Genomic DNA, 20,975 nt, shown 5'->3' with positions numbered 1-20,975 from the left:
TAAAGTGTTTTTTTAATTCTTCATATTTTTAATTGCCCCAAGTAGCCATCCAATTCAGATATTCACTTTTGTATTCATTATCATTCAGTCTGACGATAAGATCTTTCAGGTCACTGGGTTCAAACTCATCATCTGAAACCGTGAAAATCAGGAAAATATCTTCGCCTGTGATCTTCGTGAAGAAGTTCTCATTTTTAAGTTTCTCCAGCACTTCAATACAGGTAGAATATAACTTAGTCTGAAAACCCTCAAACCATTGATCATCGTCATCGTGTTTATTAAGTTCTGCTCTCAATTGAGTACAGATGAGATCAAATTCTTTATCGGCTCCTTCCATTTCGTAGGTCCATTCTGCCGGTTCATATTTATAATAAAGAGCATCATCTTCATCTGCATTCTCTATTACTTTCAATGTATTGGCAGCAGGGCAAACCGTCATGGCTCCCTCATCGCTGTACAGAGCAAAACCGTATACTCCTTCTGCTCCATGCTTTTCATATACTTCTAAAAAAGCTTTCCTGGCCGCGTCTTCGATCTGTTGTTTCAAAATTTCAAAATCCATACTTCTTTCCTTTTTTAAAATGGGCGGTAAAATTACCTTTATCCTGTCAAATCAGCACATTGTATTCTTCATAAGACCAGCCAGTTTCATGATTATAGCTATCTTATCTTAAGAATTTTACATCGGCTTCATTTAATTATCTTCAAAAATGATCTTTTGTATCGGTTCCTCATCAGACACTATCCAATGAAAGAAAATTTATCTTCAAACATTTTTCCGATCAATGGTAAAGGTTTTTCAACATCATTGGCGGCATTAATAATTCCGGTAATCATCAGTATCAGAGGAATGAAACCGAATATCCCCAGAATTCCAATTTTCGTCATCAATAACAGAACATTAAGAATGATAGATAATACAATAGAGAAAAGGATTAATCCTAATGATTGTTTCAGATGGTATTTTAAAAGGCCGTTTGACTTTTCTTTTCCCATAACAAAGGAAATTAACCATCCAATAAGAGTGATGTAAGAAAGAATTGATAATGTTTTGTTGTCCATAACTGTAAAATTTTAAATTAATATTCTTTGATTTTCTCTGATCCAAAATTGCAACAGAAAAACATCACGGCCTTATTTTTTGCAACTACAAAATATCTTCAACCCAGATCACACATGACTACAAAACGTCTACAAAAACAAATAAAACACTGATTTTCAATACAATAAAATCAGACACCATTTTTTCTTTTTATGTAGGGAATTGACAGGTGTCTACAATTTTTGTACTTTCACCCTATGAAACTAAAGTACTCACTTTTATATTGTATACTTTTTATCTGCACCTTATACCCCGCACAGAATACACTTGTTAATGGCCTTAAAAGCCAGTTGAACAAAGATCATATTTCAACGGCAGAAAAGTTCAGGATTTACAATGAGCTTACTGAATATTACAGAGTAAGTGATCAATATGCTACAGCCGAAAAATATGTACAGCAACAACTGGAACTGGCTAAAAAGGAACAAAATTATGCAGAAGAGGTAAAAGCCCTTACCCAAAAAGGAATTATTAAGCTTAACCAGTCTGACTATAATAAAATTCCCCCTATCATCGATCTTGCCAATGAAATTGTTCAGAAAAGTAATAATAAAACAGCCGAATTATATGCCAGTTATCTGAATATCTCCTACCGGAATGCTCTTGGTGAACTGGAAAATACAATCAAGCTTACTCAGAAAATTCTTCCGATCGTTGAAAAACAACCTTCTGAAATCTTATTAAACGCAAAGCTCAATTATCTTCTTTATGGAATTTATACGGAGTGGAACGATGCTGAGAATGCCACCAAATATGCCAAAAAATCCATAGAACTTGCTGAAAAAGCGGGAAACAAAAATTTACTCAGTTCTACCTATTCGGCACTGGCTGTCTGCTACTCCTTTCAATATGAGAAAAGTGGAAACTTACAAGATCTGAAACCCGTCATAGAGATGTGCAAGAAAGCTGTTGGCCTGTATTATCAATTTCCTGGTCATGTCTCAGCCCATGTACATGCAATGGCATTGCTGAATCTTATAAACTATTATCTGGGCTATCCGGTTATGACTCCGGAAATTCGTGAGGAAATTCAGAATAACGCACACGAAATCCTGAACCTTACCCAGCACACAACTCTTAATCAGAGTATGCAGGCAGGTGCGCTTGGTGTTTTGAGCAGTCTGGCTTCACGGGACAGAAATGATGCTTTATCAGAGCAGTATCTTTTAAAAGCAGAACAGATTCTTCTTACCCAGCAGCCTGTTTATTACCGTGTGATGATCAATGTGGTAAAAAATCTTGCAGAGCTGTATGCAAAACAGAAAAACTACCAGAAAGCTTATGAGTACGAGACAAAAGTAACAGAATACAGCAATCTTCTCTTTGATGAAAGCCAGGCTGAAGCCTCCAAAAGACTGGAAGCTCAGTATCAGTCTCAAAAAAAAGAATCTGAACTCAGATCTCTTACTGAAAAAACGGCTAGTTTAAAAAAAGAAAAACTCCTTTATATCGGGCTGGGAATTATCGGATTGATTGGAGCATTCTTTATGTTCCGTTCTTATCATTTTAAGCTGCGGTATTCGATAGAAAGAGAAAATAAGCTTGATACAGAAAAGCATGAAGCAGAAATGCAGATTAAACTTCAGGAGGAAGAACAGGCCAGATTAAAGGCAGAGCAGGAACTTCTTACCCTTCAGCAGCAAAAACTCCAAAGTGAAGTCTTAGCCAGCCAGCTGCATATTCAGCATAAAAATAAAGTACTACAGCAGCTTCAAACCCGGCTTTCGGATACAGATATTAATATCCATCAGGTGGTAAAGGGAGAAAACCGTGTTGATAATGATTTCGAAAAGATCAGATTCACCATTCAGGAACTGCATCCTGATTTCTTTAAAAGTATCAGTGAGAAAGCCCAGCAAAAACTCACTCCTCTGGATTTGAAATACTGCGCTTATATCTACCTGGGAATGGATACAAAACAAATTGCCAATCTCCTCAATGTAGAACCCAAGAGTGTAAGAATGACCAAATACCGCCTGAAAAAGAAATTCGGACTGGATGAAAATACCGCCTTAGAATCTTTTTTCCAGGGAGTATTTTCTGAGTAAACAACTCCTATTTTATTTCTATTTCAAATTAAAAGCTTTTTAACCTCATGTTGAAAAGCTTTATTTTTACTATCGGAGGTTCATTTGTTCGTCTCCAAATTTTAAAAACCCAAGGTTTTCTACAAAAATTGATAAAATGCTTACACCATTTTCGGATTAAAAAACTGGATTTTAAAACAAACAAATCACAAGAAGCATACAAATAGTATCCAAAACAAGTAATTCAATATCTTATTTCCAGACTTAAATCACTTATCTTCTGGTATTGTACAATAGAAAATATTACCGTACAACCTCCTGTTAAAGCCTGTGGTTTTCTTTTTTTGGTTAATATGTAATTTATACTTTTTCGTATTCCAGATATTTCACCAAAGCCCAGCTCCCATTCAGAGTAAAATTTGCATTTGTACACAAAGCAAAATACAAATCATTTACACATTTTATCCCTACAAAGGGATCTAAATATTTATAGTTTTATCCCATCAACGTTGATGAAATATATTCTTCAAATTTAAAATGCAAGTGTACAGTGCATGATAAATAGGTAGAATTATTCACCCAGGTCAGGGTTAATTTGACACAAATGATTTATATAAAAACAATTAAAAATTACACACATGAAAAAATTAAATGGAATGAAGAGAGACTTCTCTTCTTTGGAAAACAAAAAACTGAAAAATCTTAAAACAATTCAAGGAGGCACCTATAATGTTAAATCTAACATTTCTGTTGGAGAAGGCTGTGAGGAATATGATACCTATACAGGCCCAGGAGGTACATATATAGGTAGAATTACTGTATGCAACCCAACATTAACAGCAGACTAATTTATGGAGGGCCTTGCCCTCCTTTTTTCCTATTAATGATAACTTCTTTACAAGATTATGAAACAATATATTTATTATATCCTGTTATTTATTTTAATTTCTTTCTTATCATGTAGAAATCGGGAATTGAATTACATTACTTATTACAACAAAGTAAATGAAATTGACAGTATTTACCGAATGGCTAATAAACCTGAAAAAGCCATAAAAAAATTCAAAAAATTGTTTCAGAAGTATGAACCTAAAAACCAGGAGCTTAGTGAAGAATACAAAACCTACATTAAACTTGCAGATCAGTACCATAAAAACTTTGGTGGAAAAAAGAGTCTATACAAACTTATTACATTGATCGCTCCTTATCGTAATGCCTATAAGAAACTTTATCCGCTCTGCAGGAAATATGGAATAGACAGCCTGGAAGTTAACCAAAAAGTAGCCGACTGGAAAAAAAACCTGAATAAAAGACTCGTAGACTCCTTTAGTATTGCAATGATCCGTGATCAGGAAGGAAGACCCGAAAATATAGCCCTTGTAAATAAGAATATTGAAAAAAATGCAGATCTTTTTTTCTGGACATTTGAACATTATGGGTTTCCTGATGGGCAAAAAATAGGTAAGTTTGGAAACAATGACGTTTTCATAGCTATGCCTACGTTGTTGAGCCATATGATTGCCTCAAAAAAATATCCTGAATTCAGAAAAAAATTATTCGAGTATGTAAAATCAGGCCATTGTTCTCCTCAAGAATATGCCTTAATGTCTGATACCTATGATTACTATAGAAATACTGCTGTACGGTACAGCTTACGGAACAATAATCTGGATTCTGTCCGGATTAACCACAACCGTAAAAGCATTGGTCTTCCCAGTATTAAACATTCATCTAAAATCAGAAAAGATAAATCTAAGAAAAAATGATTCTTATTCTTTCCGCTAATCAGGAAACAACAACAAATGAAGTCATTAAGTGGCTCAAAGCATTGGATAAAGCTTTTATTCGTGTACATGAAGATGACATTTTTGAAATAAAAGTATATCAAAACAAACTCCTTTTACAAAGTCAAAGAAATTGTTTTTTCATTGAAGATATTACCAGTGTTTGGTATCGAAGAGTAGGGTTACAATTTATGAGAAAAGAATATGACAACCCTTCCATTAATTCTTACATGAATGAAACTCAATATTGGCTTGAAGATTATGTAATAAAAATGCTTGAAACAAAAAGACATATTAATAAACAAAGCAACAGCCATTTAAATAAACTTCTGGTACTTGAACAGGCCAAAAACATAGGTTTGAAAGTCCCGAAATACTACTTAGCAGAAAACACAGACCAACTAATTGTGAATAAAACTATTACTAAATCTATTGCTGAGAGTATAATACTAAAATCTGTAGGTGACTTTTCTGAAGGTATTTTGTATACTTCACTTATTACAGAAAAGGAAAGGGAAAATTTCTTTATTACCTTTTTTCAGGAAATGATTGAAAAAGATTTTGAAGTGCGGGCCTTTTATCTTCATGGCAAAATCTGGGCTACTGCTATTTTTTCTCAAAATGATAAGAAGACTCAACTTGATCATAGAAAATATAATCACGAAGTTCCGAATCGGAATGTTAGATATAATCTTCCAAGAGAGATTGAAGAAAAAATACATATCCTTATGCAAGAACTTGATATCAACTGTGGTTCACTCGATTTTATAAAAGCCAAAAATGATTTTTATTTCTTAGAAATCAACCCGGTTGGTCACTTTTTAGGATTATCCGCAATTTGTAATTACACACTGGAAAAAGAAATAGCAGAATATTTATGAAAAAGAAATACAAAGAACGAAATAAGTTACCTCTAACTCTAAAGTATATAGAAAATTTCAGAGATGCTTCAGCTGAAATTCAAGATAGCCATAAGATTAATTATGTTATTACTATACAATATCAAACCGATTATTTGATGACAATGAAACCTACAAAACCTCTTGTAAGATTATTATGAGATATTTTAATATAAAAACACAAAATAAAGACATTCATTTAACGTATATAAATTGTTTGATTCTTTGCTTATTTCTATCCGCCTGCAAAAATCGAAATTATATTTTATACTATAACAAGGTAAACGAAATTGACAGTATTTACCGTGTCACACATCAGCCTAACGAAGCTATAAAGCAGTACCGAAAATTATTTCGAAAATACAAGCCCAAAAACCAGGAACGGAGGGAGGAATATGAAAATTACATAAAGCTTGCAGATCAACATCACAAAAATTTCGGAGGAAAAAAAAGTCTTTACAAGCTTATTCCATTAGTTGCACCTAATTGGGAATATAAAAAGCAAGACTCCAGCTTCATACAACTCTATCAAAAATATGGTATTGGCAGGCAGGAAATAGAATTGAAAGTTGAGGAATGGGAAAGGGGACTTAATCAAAAACTTGTAGATTCTTTTACAGTTGCGTTTAAACGTGATCAAAATAGCCGTATTAATCTAAATTATGCAGATATCAATAAAAATGACAAGAAGAATGCTGAACTCTTAAAATGGATGTTTGAGAACTATGGATTTCCTGACATGCAAAAAATAGGTTTAACGAATGGTGATTTTTTTATGCCCTCGGGACCGCTGTTACTTCACATGGCTGACTATGAAGAGCATTACCAATATTTGAAAATAAAACTATTAGAGTATGTAAAATCTGGAGAATGTCCCCCACGGGACTACGCTGCTATGGTAGATAGAAATAATTTACACCACAAAGTACCTTATACTTATGGCGTTTATCAAGGATATGAAAATATAAAAGATTCTGCTACCGTTAATCGTAATCGCAAAAGCATAGGGCTTCCAAGCTTAAATCACGCACAGTTGATTACAAAAGATTTCTTCAAAAAAATCAAAAATAAAAATTGATGCTGATCACTTCCCAACTTCACATAGCTTATGAAATACTTCAATCTATTCTCAGCAATCCTCATCACCAAAGGAGCCAGCAGAGTTCTCATTTCGGATCTACAGAGAAATGTATCGGAACTGTATCCGCTGGAGCTATACGAGATTATAGTAGAACTGAAAACCAATTCTATTGAAGCCATGATGACAAGTTATGATGAAGAATCTAAAGAAATTGTTCAGAACTACATCAATCTTCTGTTGGAAAAGGAATATGGTTTTATTACCGAGAGTGATTGGGATAGGAACTTTCCCCCTCTTTCTTATGAATATCACGAACCAAGTGCTATCACTAATCTCTTTATCGAAATGGAAGATATCGGGATTATAAAGAAGATATATCCGTCAATAGAAAATCTTGGGATTAAGCATTTGGTGATATACAGCTTGAAACCTTTACCGTTAAAAGATTGTATAGAAATTGATGAAATTTTTAAAACCTCTGTGATATCAGGAATAGAAATTTTCTCTCCGTTTCATCAGGAAGTCAACCTTTCTTTTATACAGGCTCTTCAACAAAATACGGTCAGAATATACAGTCTCATTTTTTATAATAGTCCCAAACCTCCGTTCAAAGCTAAAGATGAATATCGATTCTCATTACACTTTGTAAAAGATGACCTGAAGATATCGGCGTGTGGAAAAGTGGAACTGAGGTATTTCAACACCAACATTACTAAGGTGATCGAAGCCGTTAACCACAACTCCTGCCTGTATAAAAAGATAGGCATTGACAGAAACGGTGACATCAAAAACTGTCCGCTTATGAGTGAAAGCTTTGGAAACATCCATAAACACAGTCTTGAAGATGCAGTTAATCAACCTGATTTCAAAAAATACTGGAACCTTACCAAAGACCAAATTGAAATTTGCAAAGACTGTGAGTTCCGTTATGTCTGCACAGACTGCAGGGCATACACTGAAAATGCCCTTAAAGACATAAAAGGTATCAATAGATCAAAACCGCTAAAATGTGGTTATAATCCATACACAGCAGTGTGGGAAGACTGGTCAAAAAATCCTTTAAAACAAGAAATTTTTAATTCCCTGGAACTGAGATAATTTTTTTCATTGTTCTTGTTTTAATTGAAAACCGCTTTTAAATTGAATTTAAAAGCGGTTTGTTATCTTATTGTATTTAGTTACGCTTTATTTAAAAAACTTCCATTTCGGGATAATGGCAAGCATTCCGAAGCCTGTAAACAGGAAAAGATTGGTAACATCTGTATACAAGAATGTAGACAGGTAGTAATTGTGCATAAAGAAATGCAGCACCAGTAAAGCCGGAAACATAAAAATTCCTGCTTTTCTGTAAAAGAACATCAGCACCAGCCCTATCATCATCAGTACATCAATAGAAAAAATCACATAGAAGTACCACCTTGGAATCTGAAGGTATTCATGCTGCAGATATTCATCCACATCGATACCAAGTCCCATTACAGTAAACAACATCAAGGCTGCAAATGCCAGTATAAATCCCCATCCTTTCTTTGGGTCTTCGTCAAAATAGCTGTATTCTTCCATACCTACAAAAATAAAGAACTTATGAGAGATTTCATAAGTTCTTTTATAATTATTCGTTTAAAATTTGACTTACACAGAGATTGCGTTGATCAGTCTGTTTTTGTCACTTAAGAATTCCTCCATAGAGATCATACTTTCAGTTCTCATTACATCCTGAATGTCGTCGATCTGGTAAATAATTCTTTTAGCATCATCAGTATTCTTCGCTCTTACTTTACAGAAAATATTATATTTTCCGGAAATAACGCTAGCCTCGATTACGTTAGGAATTGTTGACAATTCTTTCAATACTTCCTGAGTACGGTTGGATTTTGTCAAAAGGATACCTATGAAAGCTGTAAAGTGATAATCCAGCTTACCATAATCGATGTTAAGAGATGATCCCAAAATAATACCTGCATCTTCCATCTTTTTCACTCTTACGTGAATTGTTCCAGCAGAAACATCCATCTGCTTTGCAATTTCAGTAAAAGGCATTCTTGTGTTTTCTACTAAGAAATCAAGAATTTTCTTGTCTATTTCGTCCAGTTGATAGTTCATATTAGTTAAATTACAATTTCTTTAAAAAATCTATGTATTTTTTGCAAATTTACGAAAAATAATTTAACTAAAAAATATATATCAAATATTAACAATAATTAACACAGATGATAAAAATCATTAAAATATTCTAATTATTTACCATTTGATTTTATAGAATCTGTTTTTATTTCACCTTTCGCGTCTGAAGTTTTTTTGTCTTTTTTCTTCTTTTTAAACAAAGAATTGAAGCTTTTACTCCACACTACCCCTCCGCCATAGGCTTGATTTGCAGAACCGTTTGTACTCACCATTCCGATGTTTGTAGGCTTGGAATAAGCACGTATAACCAATGAACCGTCATTCTTTTTAGACAAATCATATTCTACAGAACCTTCCGTGGAAAGGTAATTGTTTTGTGCACCATCTGTTTTTGATAACGGAATACCCAAACCGGTCTTGATATTGACTCTTGGGGAAAGGGCTACACTCACTCCCGCATTGGCTCTGTCTCCAAAATTCGAGTTCTGATCTCCTTTCACATAATTAAGGTCAATCTGGAATTCATTACTCATTGTATTAAGAACAGATCCCAACTGCTTCAGAAGCATATTATATCCTGATGATTCCGCTACATTTCCTACATTTACATCGAATCCACCTGTATTGGATACGTTGAAGGTGCTCAACAGCAATACAGATCCGAACTGGAGCACTTTCTCTCCTTCCTGGCTCATTTTTGCAGCTAGGGTTTCTCTTACCTGGCTGGATACATCCATTGCCGTCACATTAAGATCAATCTGCGGGTCTACCAACGACTGGGTAATATGGGCCTGCAGCAAAATACTGATAGGCTGTAGTTTCCCCATACTAAGGTATTCCCCAGCATTGGATACCATTCTGATGTAGTTCGCATTAATATCCAGCATAGGCTTCATGGCATCTCCATCCCATCTGATACTGCTGTTTCTTTCAATCTGGAAGGTTTTATTAAGAATAGCCTTAGAAACGAATGTTCCGTTATCTACTTTATAGGTACCGCTCATGGCAATATTCCCCTGTCTGTTCATATGGAATCTCAACGGATCAGCAGATCCTTTTACCGTAATATTACCTACATCATCCCCTACCAGTACATTTACAGTAGTTCCTTTATCTACAGCCAGATTAAAGTCAATGTTCATATTGGCTCCTGTCTTTTTCTTTTCTTCCAGGGTAATCAGCCCGTCTTTTCCTTCTTTCAGGAACCTCAGCATTTTAAATTCTTCCACATTGGAAGTGGAGCTGGAATTAAAGGTAAAGGTACTTCCGTTAAGTGCCTTCATATTAGGCGTTGTTATGCTTAATCCTGAAACAGGTCCGTCTACGTACAGATCTCCCTGTCCATAAACTCTTCCCCAGAACAGGTCAAAATCTTTCTGTGTGGTATTCAGCATCAACAGGTTGTCTGCTCTCATTACGAGAGATACCCCCATTGAAGAAAGGGTTTCAAACTGAATCGCCCCGGAGATATTCCCTTTGGAATTGGTTCTCCCGTCATGTACTTCAATATTATTGAGGATGGCAAGCCCTTTGGTGAGCTGAATTACAGTATCATCAAATGCATAATCCACCCCGGTAAATAAAAGTTTTAATCCAAAATCTTTTAAAGCAATATCCCCGCTATAATCCAGATTGCTGAGCTTTCCGTTGATTTTAAGATCTCCGGTAGCTTTTCCACGAAGATTTCCAAAAATAGTCTGCACAAACTGCTGCGTAAATGCCAGATCAAAATCACGCATTTCTGCGGTAAGATCAATAATCGGCGAAGAGGTATTGTTATTAACGGTTCCCGTCAGATTAAGGCTGTTGTTTCCAAGTACTCCGGCAGAGTGGACTTTTACATCAATATCATACACATTCAGTGAGAAACCGTTGGTGGCAGAAATAGAGATATCTCCCATATCATTGCCATTCATCTTAATATCATCAATGTTAAGATCTACCAGCGGCTGAAGTGTACTTTTATCCATTTTGATCTTAACACTTCCGTTCGCAAGACCTTTAATATCCATGGTATTTCCTCCGGACTGCATTTCCAGAAGTTTTTCTACCGCAAAATCATTGATATCTGCATCTACATAAAAGTCTTTTGCTGATTTAAACTGTGCTTCTTTAATAAACAGAGCACTTTTATCAGAATACACCCTCAGATTCCTGATATCAAAATCACCGGTTTTCTTTCTGTAGGTAATAGAGTGATTTAGTTCAGGACTTGTATCGATCGCCCAGGTAACTTCATTGAATTTTACCTCGGTAGGTTCAAACCTGAATACATAATCACCCGCAGCATCCGTAGACTGATCTACATTGATGGCATATTCTTTAAGCTTTTCATTGATCTCATCATCAGGACTTCCATGCTTAAATACAGTGGCCAAATGAAGTGTATTTCCATTTTCATTATTCCCTTTAAGCTCAAAATCTTTGATCACATTTTTATTATAAATGACTCTGTTGATCTTCGCATACAACTGCTGGTTAAGGTCACCTGTGTTAATTCTAATTTTAACACTATCTACCATCGCACTGTCTCTGCTGAGATTCTTACGGTCATTAATTTTATAATCAGGATTGGAGGATGCCAGCGCCTGATCAGCGTCTGTAATTTCTTCCTCCTTGGTCATAATATATTTTAAAGACGCCGCATCGAGATTCAGAATCAGATTGTTTGAGTTCCCATCATATTCACCTTCTACAAGAGCTCCTTGCGGCAATCTCAATTCGGGCAAGAAATAATTGACTAATCCCTGCTGAACATCGAACTTCAACGCAAAGTTCTGTCCGCGGTACAATTTTCTCGGAGGTGGACCTACCAATATTTTCCCTACTCCATTTTCTACCATCCCGGCAAGATCTGCAAGATTGTATTTTCCTGAAATTTTACCGGTAGCAGCTCCCGGAGCATCTACATCAATCACACGGCCGCCCGCTTCAACAAATGTTTTTAACCTGGCATTCGGAATATTGTATTTTTGGGTAGCTGTAGCAAAGTGAAGGTTATTGGCATTCACATCCAAAGTAAGATCATTAATAGAAGACATGGCCATTTTACCCTCAACCTGCCCACTTACTACCTGAGTACCGGGTTTATTGGTGAAATAATTCATGTTCAGATAAGTGACATCAGCATTCACATCCATAGCGATTCTTGAAGTACTGAAATCGATCAATCCTTTGACTGTAACTTTTGCCTGTTCATCATTAACAGTGATGAGTCCGTTATATTTTTTATGATCCAATAAACCGTCCAGATACAGATTATTGATTGTTTTATCCATAATCTCAACGCTTGTAATCTGTGATTTTGTCGTCAGACGCATGGTATTAACATCAAAGCTTTGCCCGTTAAGGTCAAATTTACCGGAAATTAAACCTACTGCTTTATTCTTTGTAATGACAGAGGTATTAAGGTCTTTCACATCCAGATAACCGGAATATTTTGGCATTGCAGTACTGTAGCCTGTGAGGGTAAGTTTGGAAATTTTCGCCTGGCCGATTCCTGTCATTAAGTTACCATTATCCACATAGATCTGATCCGGATTCACTTTTGCCGTTCCATTGTACTTCAGTTTTCCAAAATCATCTGCAAAGTTCTTCATCTTTTTAGAGATGAAAGAAGGCATCATCGCTTTTAAATCTTTGTAGGTAAAATCTGTGGAAAGATCTTTCGTTTCAATAGCAAAATTCCCTTTCAGTAAATTATTAACCTTCATTGTTTTGGTGGCAATATTCACATCAGGGTTTCTGATCAGAAAATTTTCAAGATGAAATTTGTTCAACGGACCAGTCATAACCCCAGAGAGATTGAAAGGTTTGATATTATCCCAGTTGGTTACAAAATAACTGATATCATATCCGCTTAGCTGACTTCCCTGCTGAATATTCATGTCCCAACGTACTTTGTCTGCAAAATCTGCCCAGGATCCGTCATGAAGATTAAATTTGATATCTCCCTGAAGTAAAGTATGGTCTGTATTCAGGGTAAGGTCTTTTAATGACAAAAACTGCTTCGTTAGAGACAGTTCTGTTGAAAACGTATCCACAAAGTGAGATTTCCCCCACCTTGAAGTTACAAATGACATATTATTGATCAACGCCGAAACATTTGGTCCGTTGACTTTTACGTTAGGTGCTTTTAAGTTGAATTTTGTTGCGGTAAGCCATTTTCCCTGTTCTCCGGGAGAGTTTTCATTAACAATGGAAACTTTAGAATCAATGATCTGAATTCTGGAATTTAGTTGAAAAGGAGGTTTCTTAGGGTCTCTTTTCTTCCCGTTGTCGAAGAGGTCTACAAATCTGACAAAATTGGATATACTGTCCCCTTTATAAGTAATCACCTTTACATCGGCATTCACAAGAGCCAGTGAATTAAAGCTTAGAGAATTGCTGCTTCCCGAGATGGCATTTACTGCCAGAGAAATCCAGTCTGAATCGGCACGAAACTCGCGGGCTGTAATAAAATTAAATCCTTTATAGTCTTTTACTTTTAAACCTTTTATTGTCACATCACCGAAGTAATTGACATCTACACTTTCTGTAGAAAAATCAGATTTAAAATCATTATTAACAAGTTTTAGAGCCTGATCAGCTGCCCATCTTTTGGTTACTGGAAGATTGATGGCAACAAGCACTCCACCCACCAGGAAAATTCCCAGCCAAAAGAGAATCAAGAGAAGTTTTGCCCACCATGTGTAGCTGGTAACGTCCTTTACAGCCTGTTTCCCAAACTCTTCAGCGGTTTCCACAGGATGGTGTATGGCATCCGAAGCAAGCTCAGACGCTTCTTTCACTGTTTCCCGTACTTTTCCCTCTACATTTTCAACAGTTTTCTGTACCTGATCCCCTAGGTTTTCAGCTACTGATTTTTTATTCTCATTCTCGTTATTATTCTCTAACTTTGCCATTATTATGAGCGACTCTATAATTTTAGGTATTGAATCGTCCTGTGACGACACCTCAGCAGCTATCATCAAGGGAAATTCTATTCTTTCAAACATTGCCGCGAACCAGGCCATCCACAAAGAATATGGCGGCGTTGTCCCTGAATTGGCTTCACGAGCCCATCAGCAAAATATTATCCCCGTTGTTGAAAAATCTTTTTCTAAAGCAAATATACAACAAAATGCTATCTCTGCTATAGGATTTACTCGCGGACCGGGACTTTTAGGATCTCTTCTTGTAGGAACATCATTTGCTAAGTCTTTGGCTATGAGCCTGAATGTACCTTTAATAGAAGTAAATCACCTTCAAGCCCACATTCTGGCCCATTTCATCGAAGATGCAAATCCTGTGCCGCCTACTTTTCCGTTTTTATGCCTTACCGTAAGCGGTGGACATACCATGATTGTATTGGTGAAAAACTATTTTGATATGGAAATCATCGGCAAAACTATCGATGATGCCGCAGGAGAAGCTTTTGATAAAATCGGAAAGATTTTTGACCTTGATTACCCGGCCGGACCAATCATTGACAGGCTTGCCAAAGAAGGAAATCCTGATGCTTTTACATTCAACAAACCGAAGCTGGAAAACTACGATTATTCTTTCAGCGGCATTAAAACTTCCGTATTGTATTTCATTCAGAAAGAAGTCAGAAAAAACCCGGATTTTATTAAGGAAAATCTTAATGACCTTTGTGCTTCCGTACAGAAATCAATTATTGAAATTCTGATGAATAAGCTTGAAAAAGCTGCCAAAGATCTCCATGTAAATCAGGTGGCGATTGCTGGAGGTGTATCTGCCAATTCTGCGCTGCGAAAAGCAATGGAAGACAACAAAGAAAGACTGGGCTGGAGTATTTATATTCCCAAATTTGAATATACGACAGACAATGCAGCCATGATTGCCATGGTAGCAAAACTGAAGTTTGAGCGTGGAGAATTTACCGATTTAAGAACTTCCGCAACGGCAAAATACGATTTATGAAAATACTCTTAGAAGAAAAAGTACTGGGAACTCATTCTAAAAAGAATTCCAAATATTACTGGATACTGGAGACTATTACAGGAAAAAATGATAATTCAGAAGTTTCTTTAGATTATTTTCCATCAAGCTCTGAGACAGGATATATTCAGGATATCAAAGATGAAGTTTTAAAACTAATTAATTCTGAACATCTTTTTAGTTTTCCCTACACGCCAAAGGAAGGAGATTATTTATCTATTAAAAATAATTTGAGAAAACAGGAATATTTAAATCTGATTTTCATTAATAATATCTGGATAGAAGAAATATACATGTGTTCTTACAGGGAGTGCGATACGGACATCTACACCACCATCAAAACAGGAGTTGCATTTATAAGCCAGGATATATGAAACTATTTTACGGAGAAATAACAGATCAGAAAGTTATCATCAATGATGAGGAACAGCAGCATATCGTGAAAGTTCTTCGCATGAGAGATGGAGAAAATATTCATGTGACGGATGGAAGTGGAAAACTGGCATCCGGAAAACTTGTTATAGAAGGCAAGAAAGCCGGAATTGAAGTTTCTGAGATCAAAGAAAACCTGCCGGAATTCAACCCTAAGCTTCATATCGCGATTGCTCCTACGAAGAATATTGACAGAATCGAATTCTTTGTGGAAAAAGCAGTGGAAATGGGTATCTCGGAAATAAGCATTATTGTTACTGAGAAAACAGAGCGCAAAAACATCAACATCGATAAAATCAGGAAACAAGCTGTTGCAGCATCTAAACAAAGCCTGAGATTTCATTTTCCGGTGATCAACGATGCTGTAAAACTAAGTGATTTTCTGAAAAATATTGATCCGGAACATACTTTTGTAGCGCACTGCCATGAGAATCTGGAAAGAATTGATCTTAAAAATATTCCACAACTGCAGCAACTTACCTTTTTAATAGGCCCTGAAGGTGATTTTTCTGAAAAGGAGATTGCTTTTCTGGCAGAAAATAAAGTGAGAGCAGTCTCACTCGGAAATCAAAGACTCAGAACGGAAACAGCCGGCGTTTTTGTAGCAGCCTGGAATTATTATAATATGATATAAAAACCAAAAAGAGAAGACATTGAATCTTCTCTTTTTTATTTCTGAATCTTATTTCCAGTCAATATTATTCTCTTTCAGGTATTTTTCAAAAATCTGCTGCCCGCTTCTTATTGAATTTACTGCCCAAAGGATTTGCATCCTTAAAAGTTTTTCTTCATTCAGTTTATAATCAATCCCAGACTTTATCAGCTTTTGTTTCAGTTCATACATACAAATGGATGCAGCTACAGAAACGTTGAAACTTCTGGTAAAACCATACATAGGAATAGCCAGTGTCTCGTCGGCAAAATCTAAAATCTCCTGGGAAACGCCCTCCATTTCAGTTCCGAAAACCAAAGCAATGGGTTCTGTTATTTCATACTCAGGTAACATTTTAGCGTTCTTTTCCAGTGAAACAACCACTATTTTATATCCCCGGTCTTTAATACTCCGGAAAGATTCCATATTTCGGGGAAGTTTTTCTACCTCAACCCAGGTATCTGCTCCTTTTGTTACACGAAGATTAGGTTCAAAACTGTATTCTTCCTGCAAAGCCACTACTTTATGGAAACCACAGGCTTCCACAGAACGTACAATGGCAGCTGCATTTCTAAACTGGTAGATATCTTCTACTACCGGAAGTACAAAATCTGAACTTTCTCGGGAAAAATGTTCAATTTTCTGGAGTCTTTCTTCGGTTAAAAACTGTTTTAAATATTCAAAAGTTTGCGTTAAGTCTTTCATCCGCATTTAGTTATTTTTTCAATAGCCCTATAAAACGCCGCTCTTCTCATCATATTTTCATAAAATTTTACGATAAGCGTTTCATTCATTTTCAAATCTTTGCAAATTAACGTAATTTTGACCTATGAACCCTAATCGGGCTCCAATTCTTAATTAAAATTAGTACATGAAGCGAAAAGTCCTGCTCATCTATACCGGTGGAACCATCGGAATGGAAAAAGATTACGAAACCGGAAGTCTCCGTGCCTTTGATTTTGGAAATATATTCGAAAAGATGCCTGAAATGAGGCTTATGGAATGCGAAGTCTTTGTTCATCCTTTTGCCAAACCACTGGATTCTTCGGATATGGGACCTGAGGAATGGAGGGTTATCGCTAATTATATTCACAAAAATTACGATGACTACGATGGTTTCCTGATCCTTCACGGAACGGATACGATGTCTTATACCGCATCAGCATTAAGTTTCATGCTAAAAGGATTAAGAAAACCTGTCATTATGACAGGCTCTCAGCTTCCGATTGGTGATCTGAGAACGGATGCCAAGGAAAATCTTCTGACCAGCCTTTATTACGCCAGCCTTTATGAAAATGATGAAGCAGTCATTCAGGAGGTGGCCATTTACTTTGAATATAAATTATTAAGAGGAAACAGAACGTTGAAATATTCTGCTGAGTATTTTGATGCCTATTCAAGTCCGAATTACCCTATTCTCGGACAGTCCGGAGTTCATTTGAATATTATTAAAGATAACCTGTTCCGTTGTGATCCCACAGTAGAGTTTCACGTGGATGAACATATTTCCGAAGATATTTTATTCTGGAGAATTTTTCCGGGAATGCATCTGAGCCACTTCAGGGAAATCCCTAAAATGAAGGTTCTTATTCTTCAGGTTTTTGGTTCCGGGACCATTTTCAGCAGTGCAAAAACTCAGGAAACGCTTCAGGAAATCAGAGATAACGGGACCGAAATTGTGGTGGTAAGCCAGTGTATTTCAGGGGGTATCTCATTTGGAAAGTATGAAAACAGTAATATTTTCTCCAGAATCGGAGCGATCAGCGGAAGAGACATGACTGCAGAAACTGCGATTACCAAAGCCATGCACTTAATTGATAATCCAAGTTACTCCGGAAGCTTTGCCGATAACTTCACCAGAAGTCTTTGTGGAGAAATTACAGATTAATTTGTAAGAATAATTTGGATATTCCAGAAAATACACTATTTTTGCAATCTCAAAAAGAGAGGTGTCCGAGTGGTTGAAGGAGCTACCCTGGAAAGGTAGTATACGGGTAACTGTATCGAGGGTTCGAATCCCTTCCTCTCTGCAAGAAACAAAAGCCTGTGCGAATGATTAGCACAGGCTTTTTTGTGATTAAGATTTTGATACCTTTTCTCATAGGTATTTATACTCACTCTAATAATTGGTAATTTATACGCTACAGCATATTTGTTATTCTCCGTTACTTTGATACACAATCTAACAAACTAAAAACCAAACCAATATGACATCAACAAGTGTAAATGCAAATTCTTCAGGTCAGTTAGTACTTGGAAACGGAGCACAATTCTGGGTGTATCTTTCCCCACAAAATGATACCTCAAAAATGATTTCTACATGGCGTGTAACTTTTTCACAGGGAGACTGGAGTGATTTCATCTCAAGTGAAAATCCTACTAAACAGATTCAGACTCCTAATCTTTCAGGAATCTTCGAAATTAGGGTAGAATTATTAAGCGGATCTACCGGTACATGGCGCCAGATTCCACCTCAGGCCGGAAGTCATAATGAAATAGGCTGTAATTCCAACTGTGCGTCTATGGTAGGAATTGTTGCGGACAGTACAAATCCTCCTATCGGAGCTATCAATGCCCATTTCTGGACCACATGGGATGCTATGTGCGGAGTAAGACAGAACTAGTATGTAAATAAAACAGTCCTTAAAACTAAATAGCCACAGTATGTATATATTGTGGCTATTTATTATATACCATAAAAATCAAATCATTACATCATTAATGTATAAATACAGAGTCACTTTTCCACAAACTATTAACAAGTTATCCACATTTTGTCCACAATTATAAATTTTAACTTTTCCTCTTAGAAAGTTTTATTCCTAATTCTATCCTAAATCAGGTCTTTACTTTGTCTTGTTTTTAAACAGTATTAAAAGATTTTGAATAAACATTCTATGGACAAAGCCTCTAATTTTGCTATCACGAAAGATTCTCTCTGCGTATCAACAGTATTCTCATCCGTCTTATGGTTTCGCAGGTATTTAAAATTAACCCTAAAACAGGTATCCACATTATTGAGCATGAAAAAATTTTTTGCAGGATTATTTTTATTGGGATGTATAGGAACATCGCTTAAAGCACAGATCAGTCCGCCTGGATTGGGAGATGCCAACAATGCGTTCTGGGGAGCCTTCGGAGTGAAGCGACAACTTGATTCTTTGGGTAAAAAACAGGCATTGAGCTATGTCGCCATCGGGAGAAAAAGCAGTCTGGATGACCATAACCTGTTTTCGAAGCAAGCGATCATTGTTTTAAATCATGAAGTTTATCATTCCTTTGCTCCACACCAGCAGTATAGTTATGCATTAAGTTACCGACGTCAGCCACAGTATGAAAGCACAGCTCCTTATGATAAGGAAAGTACAGAACAGGAATTCAGAATTTACGGAAGATATGCCTATACTTTTGATCTCGGCAGGAAATGGAAACTTAAAAGCACCATACGTCAGGAATTCAGGAAGTTTTTTGATGCAGACTTTCACAAGGTGGAAGAGGATTTTCAGTTGAGAACACGGATCAAGAGTCAGCTAACCTATAATTTATCTCCTAAGAATAATCAGAAACTGGCCTTGAGTGCAGAAGCCCTGTTTTCTATAAGCCATCTCAACGAACCGGATTCTGAATGGAGTTCATTTGGATATCGTGAAATGCGTATTTCGGCGTATTATATGTTTACAATTCCCAATTCTCCTTTTACCGTAGATATAGGATATATGGATAATCTGATCAGAGACAGCAGAAGTATTCATCATGGAGGTGTTCATTATCTGGCAGCAGATCTGGTATGGAATATTCCTTATAAAAAAAGCAAATAATACACGTAAGCAAGTATTCATCCAATTACAATACAAAATCCCGATCATTACTGACCGGGATTTTTGGTTGAAAAACATAAGTTTTCCGCAATATAATTAAGTATGAATGTTTGGTGTAAAATTTTAATTGCATAAAGTCAGAAACTGACGGCTCAACTGCACGTTGAATTTTGCTTCCGCTCTTGAGCGTGCATAAATGGTCTGTTTAAAAGCATGCACAGTTTTTAATTTCTGATCTATAAATTCTGCAATCTGAACAACAGAAAAAAGAAAGTCTCTGTATACTGCCATATTAACGGTCTGGCCATAATACGGAAGATAAGCTTTTAAAAAAGGTATTGCTTTCTGATGACGATTGTAGCTGATACAGTACCCTACTCCTTCCATTGAAGTAATAATGCTGTAATTATTAATATAGTCCTGAATATTTTTATTTCCGTCCAGAGCATGAGTATTTTTTGAACAGAATTTATTGATCTTATCCAGAATATGCTGGGCATACTCCATCATGGAGATATTTTTAAATTCAAATACCTGATTCATTCCGTTGGATGGGGAAATTCCGTTTTCACTATCAATACAGAAAGAGATTCCTATTTTTTCATGATAGGGGAAAAAGCAGTCTTTCACTTCAATGGAGGCATCCGGCTTTAGCGTGTCATCTGCAAAATTATAATACACATAGGGCCTGTAAAGCTCAGCAAGCGCTTCCAGATAATCTGTTTCGCTGGTATTATGATATTCTTCAAACCATTTTTCAAGGTTATCGTAATAATTGCTTTCAAAGTCGTTAAAGTTTAAGTAAAATGGCAATTCCATAGCTCTGTAATTTTGATATGACAAAGCTATATCCGTAATGCGACAAAACTTGACGTAATATTTTTTTTTGTAAAAAAGATTTGAAAGATTGTTAAGCCAATAGTCAATCATTATTAACGCTAAGGTTCGCAAGGTTTGTTGGGTAACGTTTTATATTTTGTTCGCAAAGGCACTTCGTTCAGCAAAGAACTTAGTGTATACATTGCTGAGTGAAACGCCTCTGCGACCGAAAAAAAATAAACATCATAGAAACTTTGCGAACGCTGCGTTTAATAATATGCGAACTTATATTAA

19 protein-coding genes and 1 tRNA gene are annotated in these 20,975 nt (G+C 36.1%); 13 read left to right on the top strand and 7 right to left on the bottom strand.

Annotated elements, in window-relative coordinates:
• Positions 1-28: 28 nt before the first annotated feature.
• Together J2786_RS19710 and J2786_RS19705 are read right to left on the bottom strand one after the other, a co-directional pair.
• Entirely contained in the window at positions 29-562 is a 534-nt protein-coding gene (locus J2786_RS19710) for a DUF4303 domain-containing protein (RefSeq protein ID WP_047427988.1), read from the bottom strand.
• Between the two features lie 179 nt (positions 563-741).
• Positions 742-1,062 (bottom strand): magnetosome magnetite crystal formation protein family, encoded by a 321-nt coding sequence (locus J2786_RS19705; protein ID WP_047427991.1) that lies wholly within the window; start codon positions 1,060-1,062, stop codon positions 742-744.
• Between the two features lie 237 nt (positions 1,063-1,299).
• Between J2786_RS19705 and J2786_RS19700 the strand changes: the two genes are divergently transcribed.
• From J2786_RS19700 to gwsS, 6 genes are all read left to right on the top strand, one after another.
• On the top strand, positions 1,300-3,150 hold the full coding sequence (locus J2786_RS19700) for a helix-turn-helix transcriptional regulator (RefSeq protein ID WP_047427994.1): 1,851 nt from the start codon (positions 1,300-1,302) through the stop codon (positions 3,148-3,150).
• A gap of 617 nt (positions 3,151-3,767) precedes the next feature.
• Positions 3,768-3,977, top strand: coding sequence for a TIGR04139 family peptide modification target (locus J2786_RS19695; RefSeq protein WP_047427997.1), 210 nt, complete (start codon positions 3,768-3,770; stop codon positions 3,975-3,977).
• Positions 3,978-4,103: 126 nt separating this feature from the next.
• Positions 4,104-4,895: a hypothetical protein gene (locus J2786_RS19690; RefSeq protein WP_156121345.1), complete on the top strand. Its 792-nt coding sequence runs from the start codon at positions 4,104-4,106 to the stop codon at positions 4,893-4,895.
• Positions 4,892-5,794, top strand: coding sequence for a grasp-with-spasm system ATP-grasp peptide maturase (gene gwsG / locus J2786_RS19685; RefSeq protein WP_047428002.1), 903 nt, complete (start codon positions 4,892-4,894; stop codon positions 5,792-5,794). The genes J2786_RS19690 and gwsG overlap by 4 nt, the downstream gene beginning before the upstream one ends.
• A gap of 175 nt (positions 5,795-5,969) precedes the next feature.
• Positions 5,970-6,890 (top strand): DUF6624 domain-containing protein, encoded by a 921-nt coding sequence (locus J2786_RS19680; RefSeq protein WP_047428009.1) that lies wholly within the window; start codon positions 5,970-5,972, stop codon positions 6,888-6,890.
• Positions 6,891-6,920: 30 nt separating this feature from the next.
• The gene (gene gwsS / locus J2786_RS19675; RefSeq protein WP_047428012.1) at positions 6,921-7,991 is read left to right on the top strand and encodes a grasp-with-spasm system SPASM domain peptide maturase; all 1,071 of its coding nucleotides are present in this window, start codon (positions 6,921-6,923) and stop codon (positions 7,989-7,991) included.
• A gap of 87 nt (positions 7,992-8,078) precedes the next feature.
• Here the strand turns inward: gwsS and J2786_RS19670 are convergent, their stop codons facing one another.
• The 3 genes from J2786_RS19670 to J2786_RS19660 form a co-directional block, all read right to left on the bottom strand.
• Positions 8,079-8,456 carry a hypothetical protein gene (locus J2786_RS19670; RefSeq protein ID WP_047428015.1) on the bottom strand — a complete coding sequence of 126 codons (378 nt, stop codon included), beginning with the start codon at positions 8,454-8,456 and terminating at the stop codon, positions 8,079-8,081.
• Positions 8,457-8,525: 69 nt separating this feature from the next.
• Complete coding sequence (locus tag J2786_RS19665; protein WP_002984446.1) at positions 8,526-8,996, bottom strand: Lrp/AsnC family transcriptional regulator; 471 nt, start codon at positions 8,994-8,996, stop codon at positions 8,526-8,528.
• A gap of 134 nt (positions 8,997-9,130) precedes the next feature.
• Positions 9,131-13,921: a translocation/assembly module TamB domain-containing protein gene (locus J2786_RS19660; RefSeq protein ID WP_047428017.1), complete on the bottom strand. Its 4,791-nt coding sequence runs from the start codon at positions 13,919-13,921 to the stop codon at positions 9,131-9,133.
• 4 nt (positions 13,922-13,925) lie between these two features.
• Here J2786_RS19660 and tsaD point away from each other — a divergent pair, with 4 nt between their 5' ends.
• The 3 genes from tsaD to J2786_RS19645 are packed head-to-tail and all read left to right on the top strand — an operon-like array spanning position 13,926 to position 16,026.
• The gene (tsaD, locus tag J2786_RS19655) at positions 13,926-14,942 is read left to right on the top strand and encodes a tRNA (adenosine(37)-N6)-threonylcarbamoyltransferase complex transferase subunit TsaD (RefSeq protein ID WP_047428019.1); all 1,017 of its coding nucleotides are present in this window, start codon (positions 13,926-13,928) and stop codon (positions 14,940-14,942) included.
• Positions 14,939-15,334 carry a hypothetical protein gene (locus J2786_RS19650; protein WP_047428021.1) on the top strand — a complete coding sequence of 132 codons (396 nt, stop codon included), beginning with the start codon at positions 14,939-14,941 and terminating at the stop codon, positions 15,332-15,334. Before tsaD ends, J2786_RS19650 begins: the two co-directional genes overlap by 4 nt.
• The gene (locus J2786_RS19645) at positions 15,331-16,026 is read left to right on the top strand and encodes an RsmE family RNA methyltransferase (protein WP_047428025.1); all 696 of its coding nucleotides are present in this window, start codon (positions 15,331-15,333) and stop codon (positions 16,024-16,026) included. The genes J2786_RS19650 and J2786_RS19645 overlap by 4 nt, the downstream gene beginning before the upstream one ends.
• 48 nt (positions 16,027-16,074) lie before the next feature.
• Here J2786_RS19645 and J2786_RS19640 read toward each other — a convergent pair whose 3' ends face one another.
• Entirely contained in the window at positions 16,075-16,755 is a 681-nt protein-coding gene (locus J2786_RS19640) for a TrmH family RNA methyltransferase (RefSeq protein ID WP_047428028.1), read from the bottom strand.
• 160 nt (positions 16,756-16,915) lie between these two features.
• Here J2786_RS19640 and J2786_RS19635 point away from each other — a divergent pair, with 160 nt between their 5' ends.
• From J2786_RS19635 to J2786_RS19620, 4 genes are all read left to right on the top strand, one after another.
• Positions 16,916-17,932 (top strand): asparaginase, encoded by a 1,017-nt coding sequence (locus J2786_RS19635; protein WP_142018714.1) that lies wholly within the window; start codon positions 16,916-16,918, stop codon positions 17,930-17,932.
• Positions 17,933-17,987: 55 nt separating this feature from the next.
• A tRNA-Ser gene (locus J2786_RS19630) sits at positions 17,988-18,074 on the top strand.
• Between the two features lie 177 nt (positions 18,075-18,251).
• On the top strand, positions 18,252-18,668 hold the full coding sequence (locus J2786_RS19625) for a hypothetical protein (RefSeq protein WP_047428034.1): 417 nt from the start codon (positions 18,252-18,254) through the stop codon (positions 18,666-18,668).
• A gap of 399 nt (positions 18,669-19,067) precedes the next feature.
• Entirely contained in the window at positions 19,068-19,862 is a 795-nt protein-coding gene (locus J2786_RS19620) for a DUF2490 domain-containing protein (protein ID WP_052186831.1), read from the top strand.
• A 123-nt stretch (positions 19,863-19,985) separates the two neighbouring features.
• On the opposite strand, the gene J2786_RS19615 is transcribed toward J2786_RS19620, so the two are convergent.
• Positions 19,986-20,681 (bottom strand): hypothetical protein, encoded by a 696-nt coding sequence (locus J2786_RS19615; protein WP_047428036.1) that lies wholly within the window; start codon positions 20,679-20,681, stop codon positions 19,986-19,988.
• Positions 20,682-20,975 lie beyond the last annotated feature (294 nt).

The sequence above is a fragment of the Chryseobacterium vietnamense genome, from assembly GCF_031454475.1.
Taxonomy (GTDB): domain Bacteria; phylum Bacteroidota; class Bacteroidia; order Flavobacteriales; family Weeksellaceae; genus Chryseobacterium; species Chryseobacterium vietnamense.
The sequence above is the reverse complement of the archived record's forward strand: the minus strand, read 5'-3'. Positions and strand labels throughout refer to the sequence as shown.

Excerpts from the sequence above, each read along its gene's own strand:
- J2786_RS19665 (WP_002984446.1), bottom strand. The coding sequence starts at position 8,996 with ATGAACTATCAACTGGACGAAATAGACAAGAAAATTCTTGATTTCTTA.
- J2786_RS19710 (WP_047427988.1), bottom strand. The coding sequence starts at position 562 with ATGGATTTTGAAATTTTGAAACAACAGATCGAAGACGCGGCCAGGAAA.
- J2786_RS19620 (WP_052186831.1), top strand. The coding sequence starts at position 19,068 with ATGAAAAAATTTTTTGCAGGATTATTTTTATTGGGATGTATAGGAACA.
- J2786_RS19660 (WP_047428017.1), bottom strand. The coding sequence starts at position 13,921 with ATGGCAAAGTTAGAGAATAATAACGAGAATGAGAATAAAAAATCAGTA.
- tsaD (WP_047428019.1), top strand. The coding sequence starts at position 13,926 with ATGAGCGACTCTATAATTTTAGGTATTGAATCGTCCTGTGACGACACC.
- J2786_RS19700 (WP_047427994.1), top strand. The coding sequence starts at position 1,300 with ATGAAACTAAAGTACTCACTTTTATATTGTATACTTTTTATCTGCACC.
- gwsG (WP_047428002.1), top strand. The coding sequence starts at position 4,892 with ATGATTCTTATTCTTTCCGCTAATCAGGAAACAACAACAAATGAAGTC.
- J2786_RS19615 (WP_047428036.1), bottom strand. The coding sequence starts at position 20,681 with ATGGAATTGCCATTTTACTTAAACTTTAACGACTTTGAAAGCAATTAT.
- J2786_RS19625 (WP_047428034.1), top strand. The coding sequence starts at position 18,252 with ATGACATCAACAAGTGTAAATGCAAATTCTTCAGGTCAGTTAGTACTT.
- J2786_RS19705 (WP_047427991.1), bottom strand. The coding sequence starts at position 1,062 with ATGGACAACAAAACATTATCAATTCTTTCTTACATCACTCTTATTGGA.
- J2786_RS19695 (WP_047427997.1), top strand. The coding sequence starts at position 3,768 with ATGAAAAAATTAAATGGAATGAAGAGAGACTTCTCTTCTTTGGAAAAC.
- J2786_RS19680 (WP_047428009.1), top strand. The coding sequence starts at position 5,970 with ATGAGATATTTTAATATAAAAACACAAAATAAAGACATTCATTTAACG.
- J2786_RS19670 (WP_047428015.1), bottom strand. The coding sequence starts at position 8,456 with ATGGAAGAATACAGCTATTTTGACGAAGACCCAAAGAAAGGATGGGGA.
- J2786_RS19640 (WP_047428028.1), bottom strand. The coding sequence starts at position 16,755 with ATGCGGATGAAAGACTTAACGCAAACTTTTGAATATTTAAAACAGTTT.
- gwsS (WP_047428012.1), top strand. The coding sequence starts at position 6,921 with ATGAAATACTTCAATCTATTCTCAGCAATCCTCATCACCAAAGGAGCC.
- J2786_RS19635 (WP_142018714.1), top strand. The coding sequence starts at position 16,916 with ATGAAGCGAAAAGTCCTGCTCATCTATACCGGTGGAACCATCGGAATG.
- J2786_RS19650 (WP_047428021.1), top strand. The coding sequence starts at position 14,939 with ATGAAAATACTCTTAGAAGAAAAAGTACTGGGAACTCATTCTAAAAAG.
- J2786_RS19645 (WP_047428025.1), top strand. The coding sequence starts at position 15,331 with ATGAAACTATTTTACGGAGAAATAACAGATCAGAAAGTTATCATCAAT.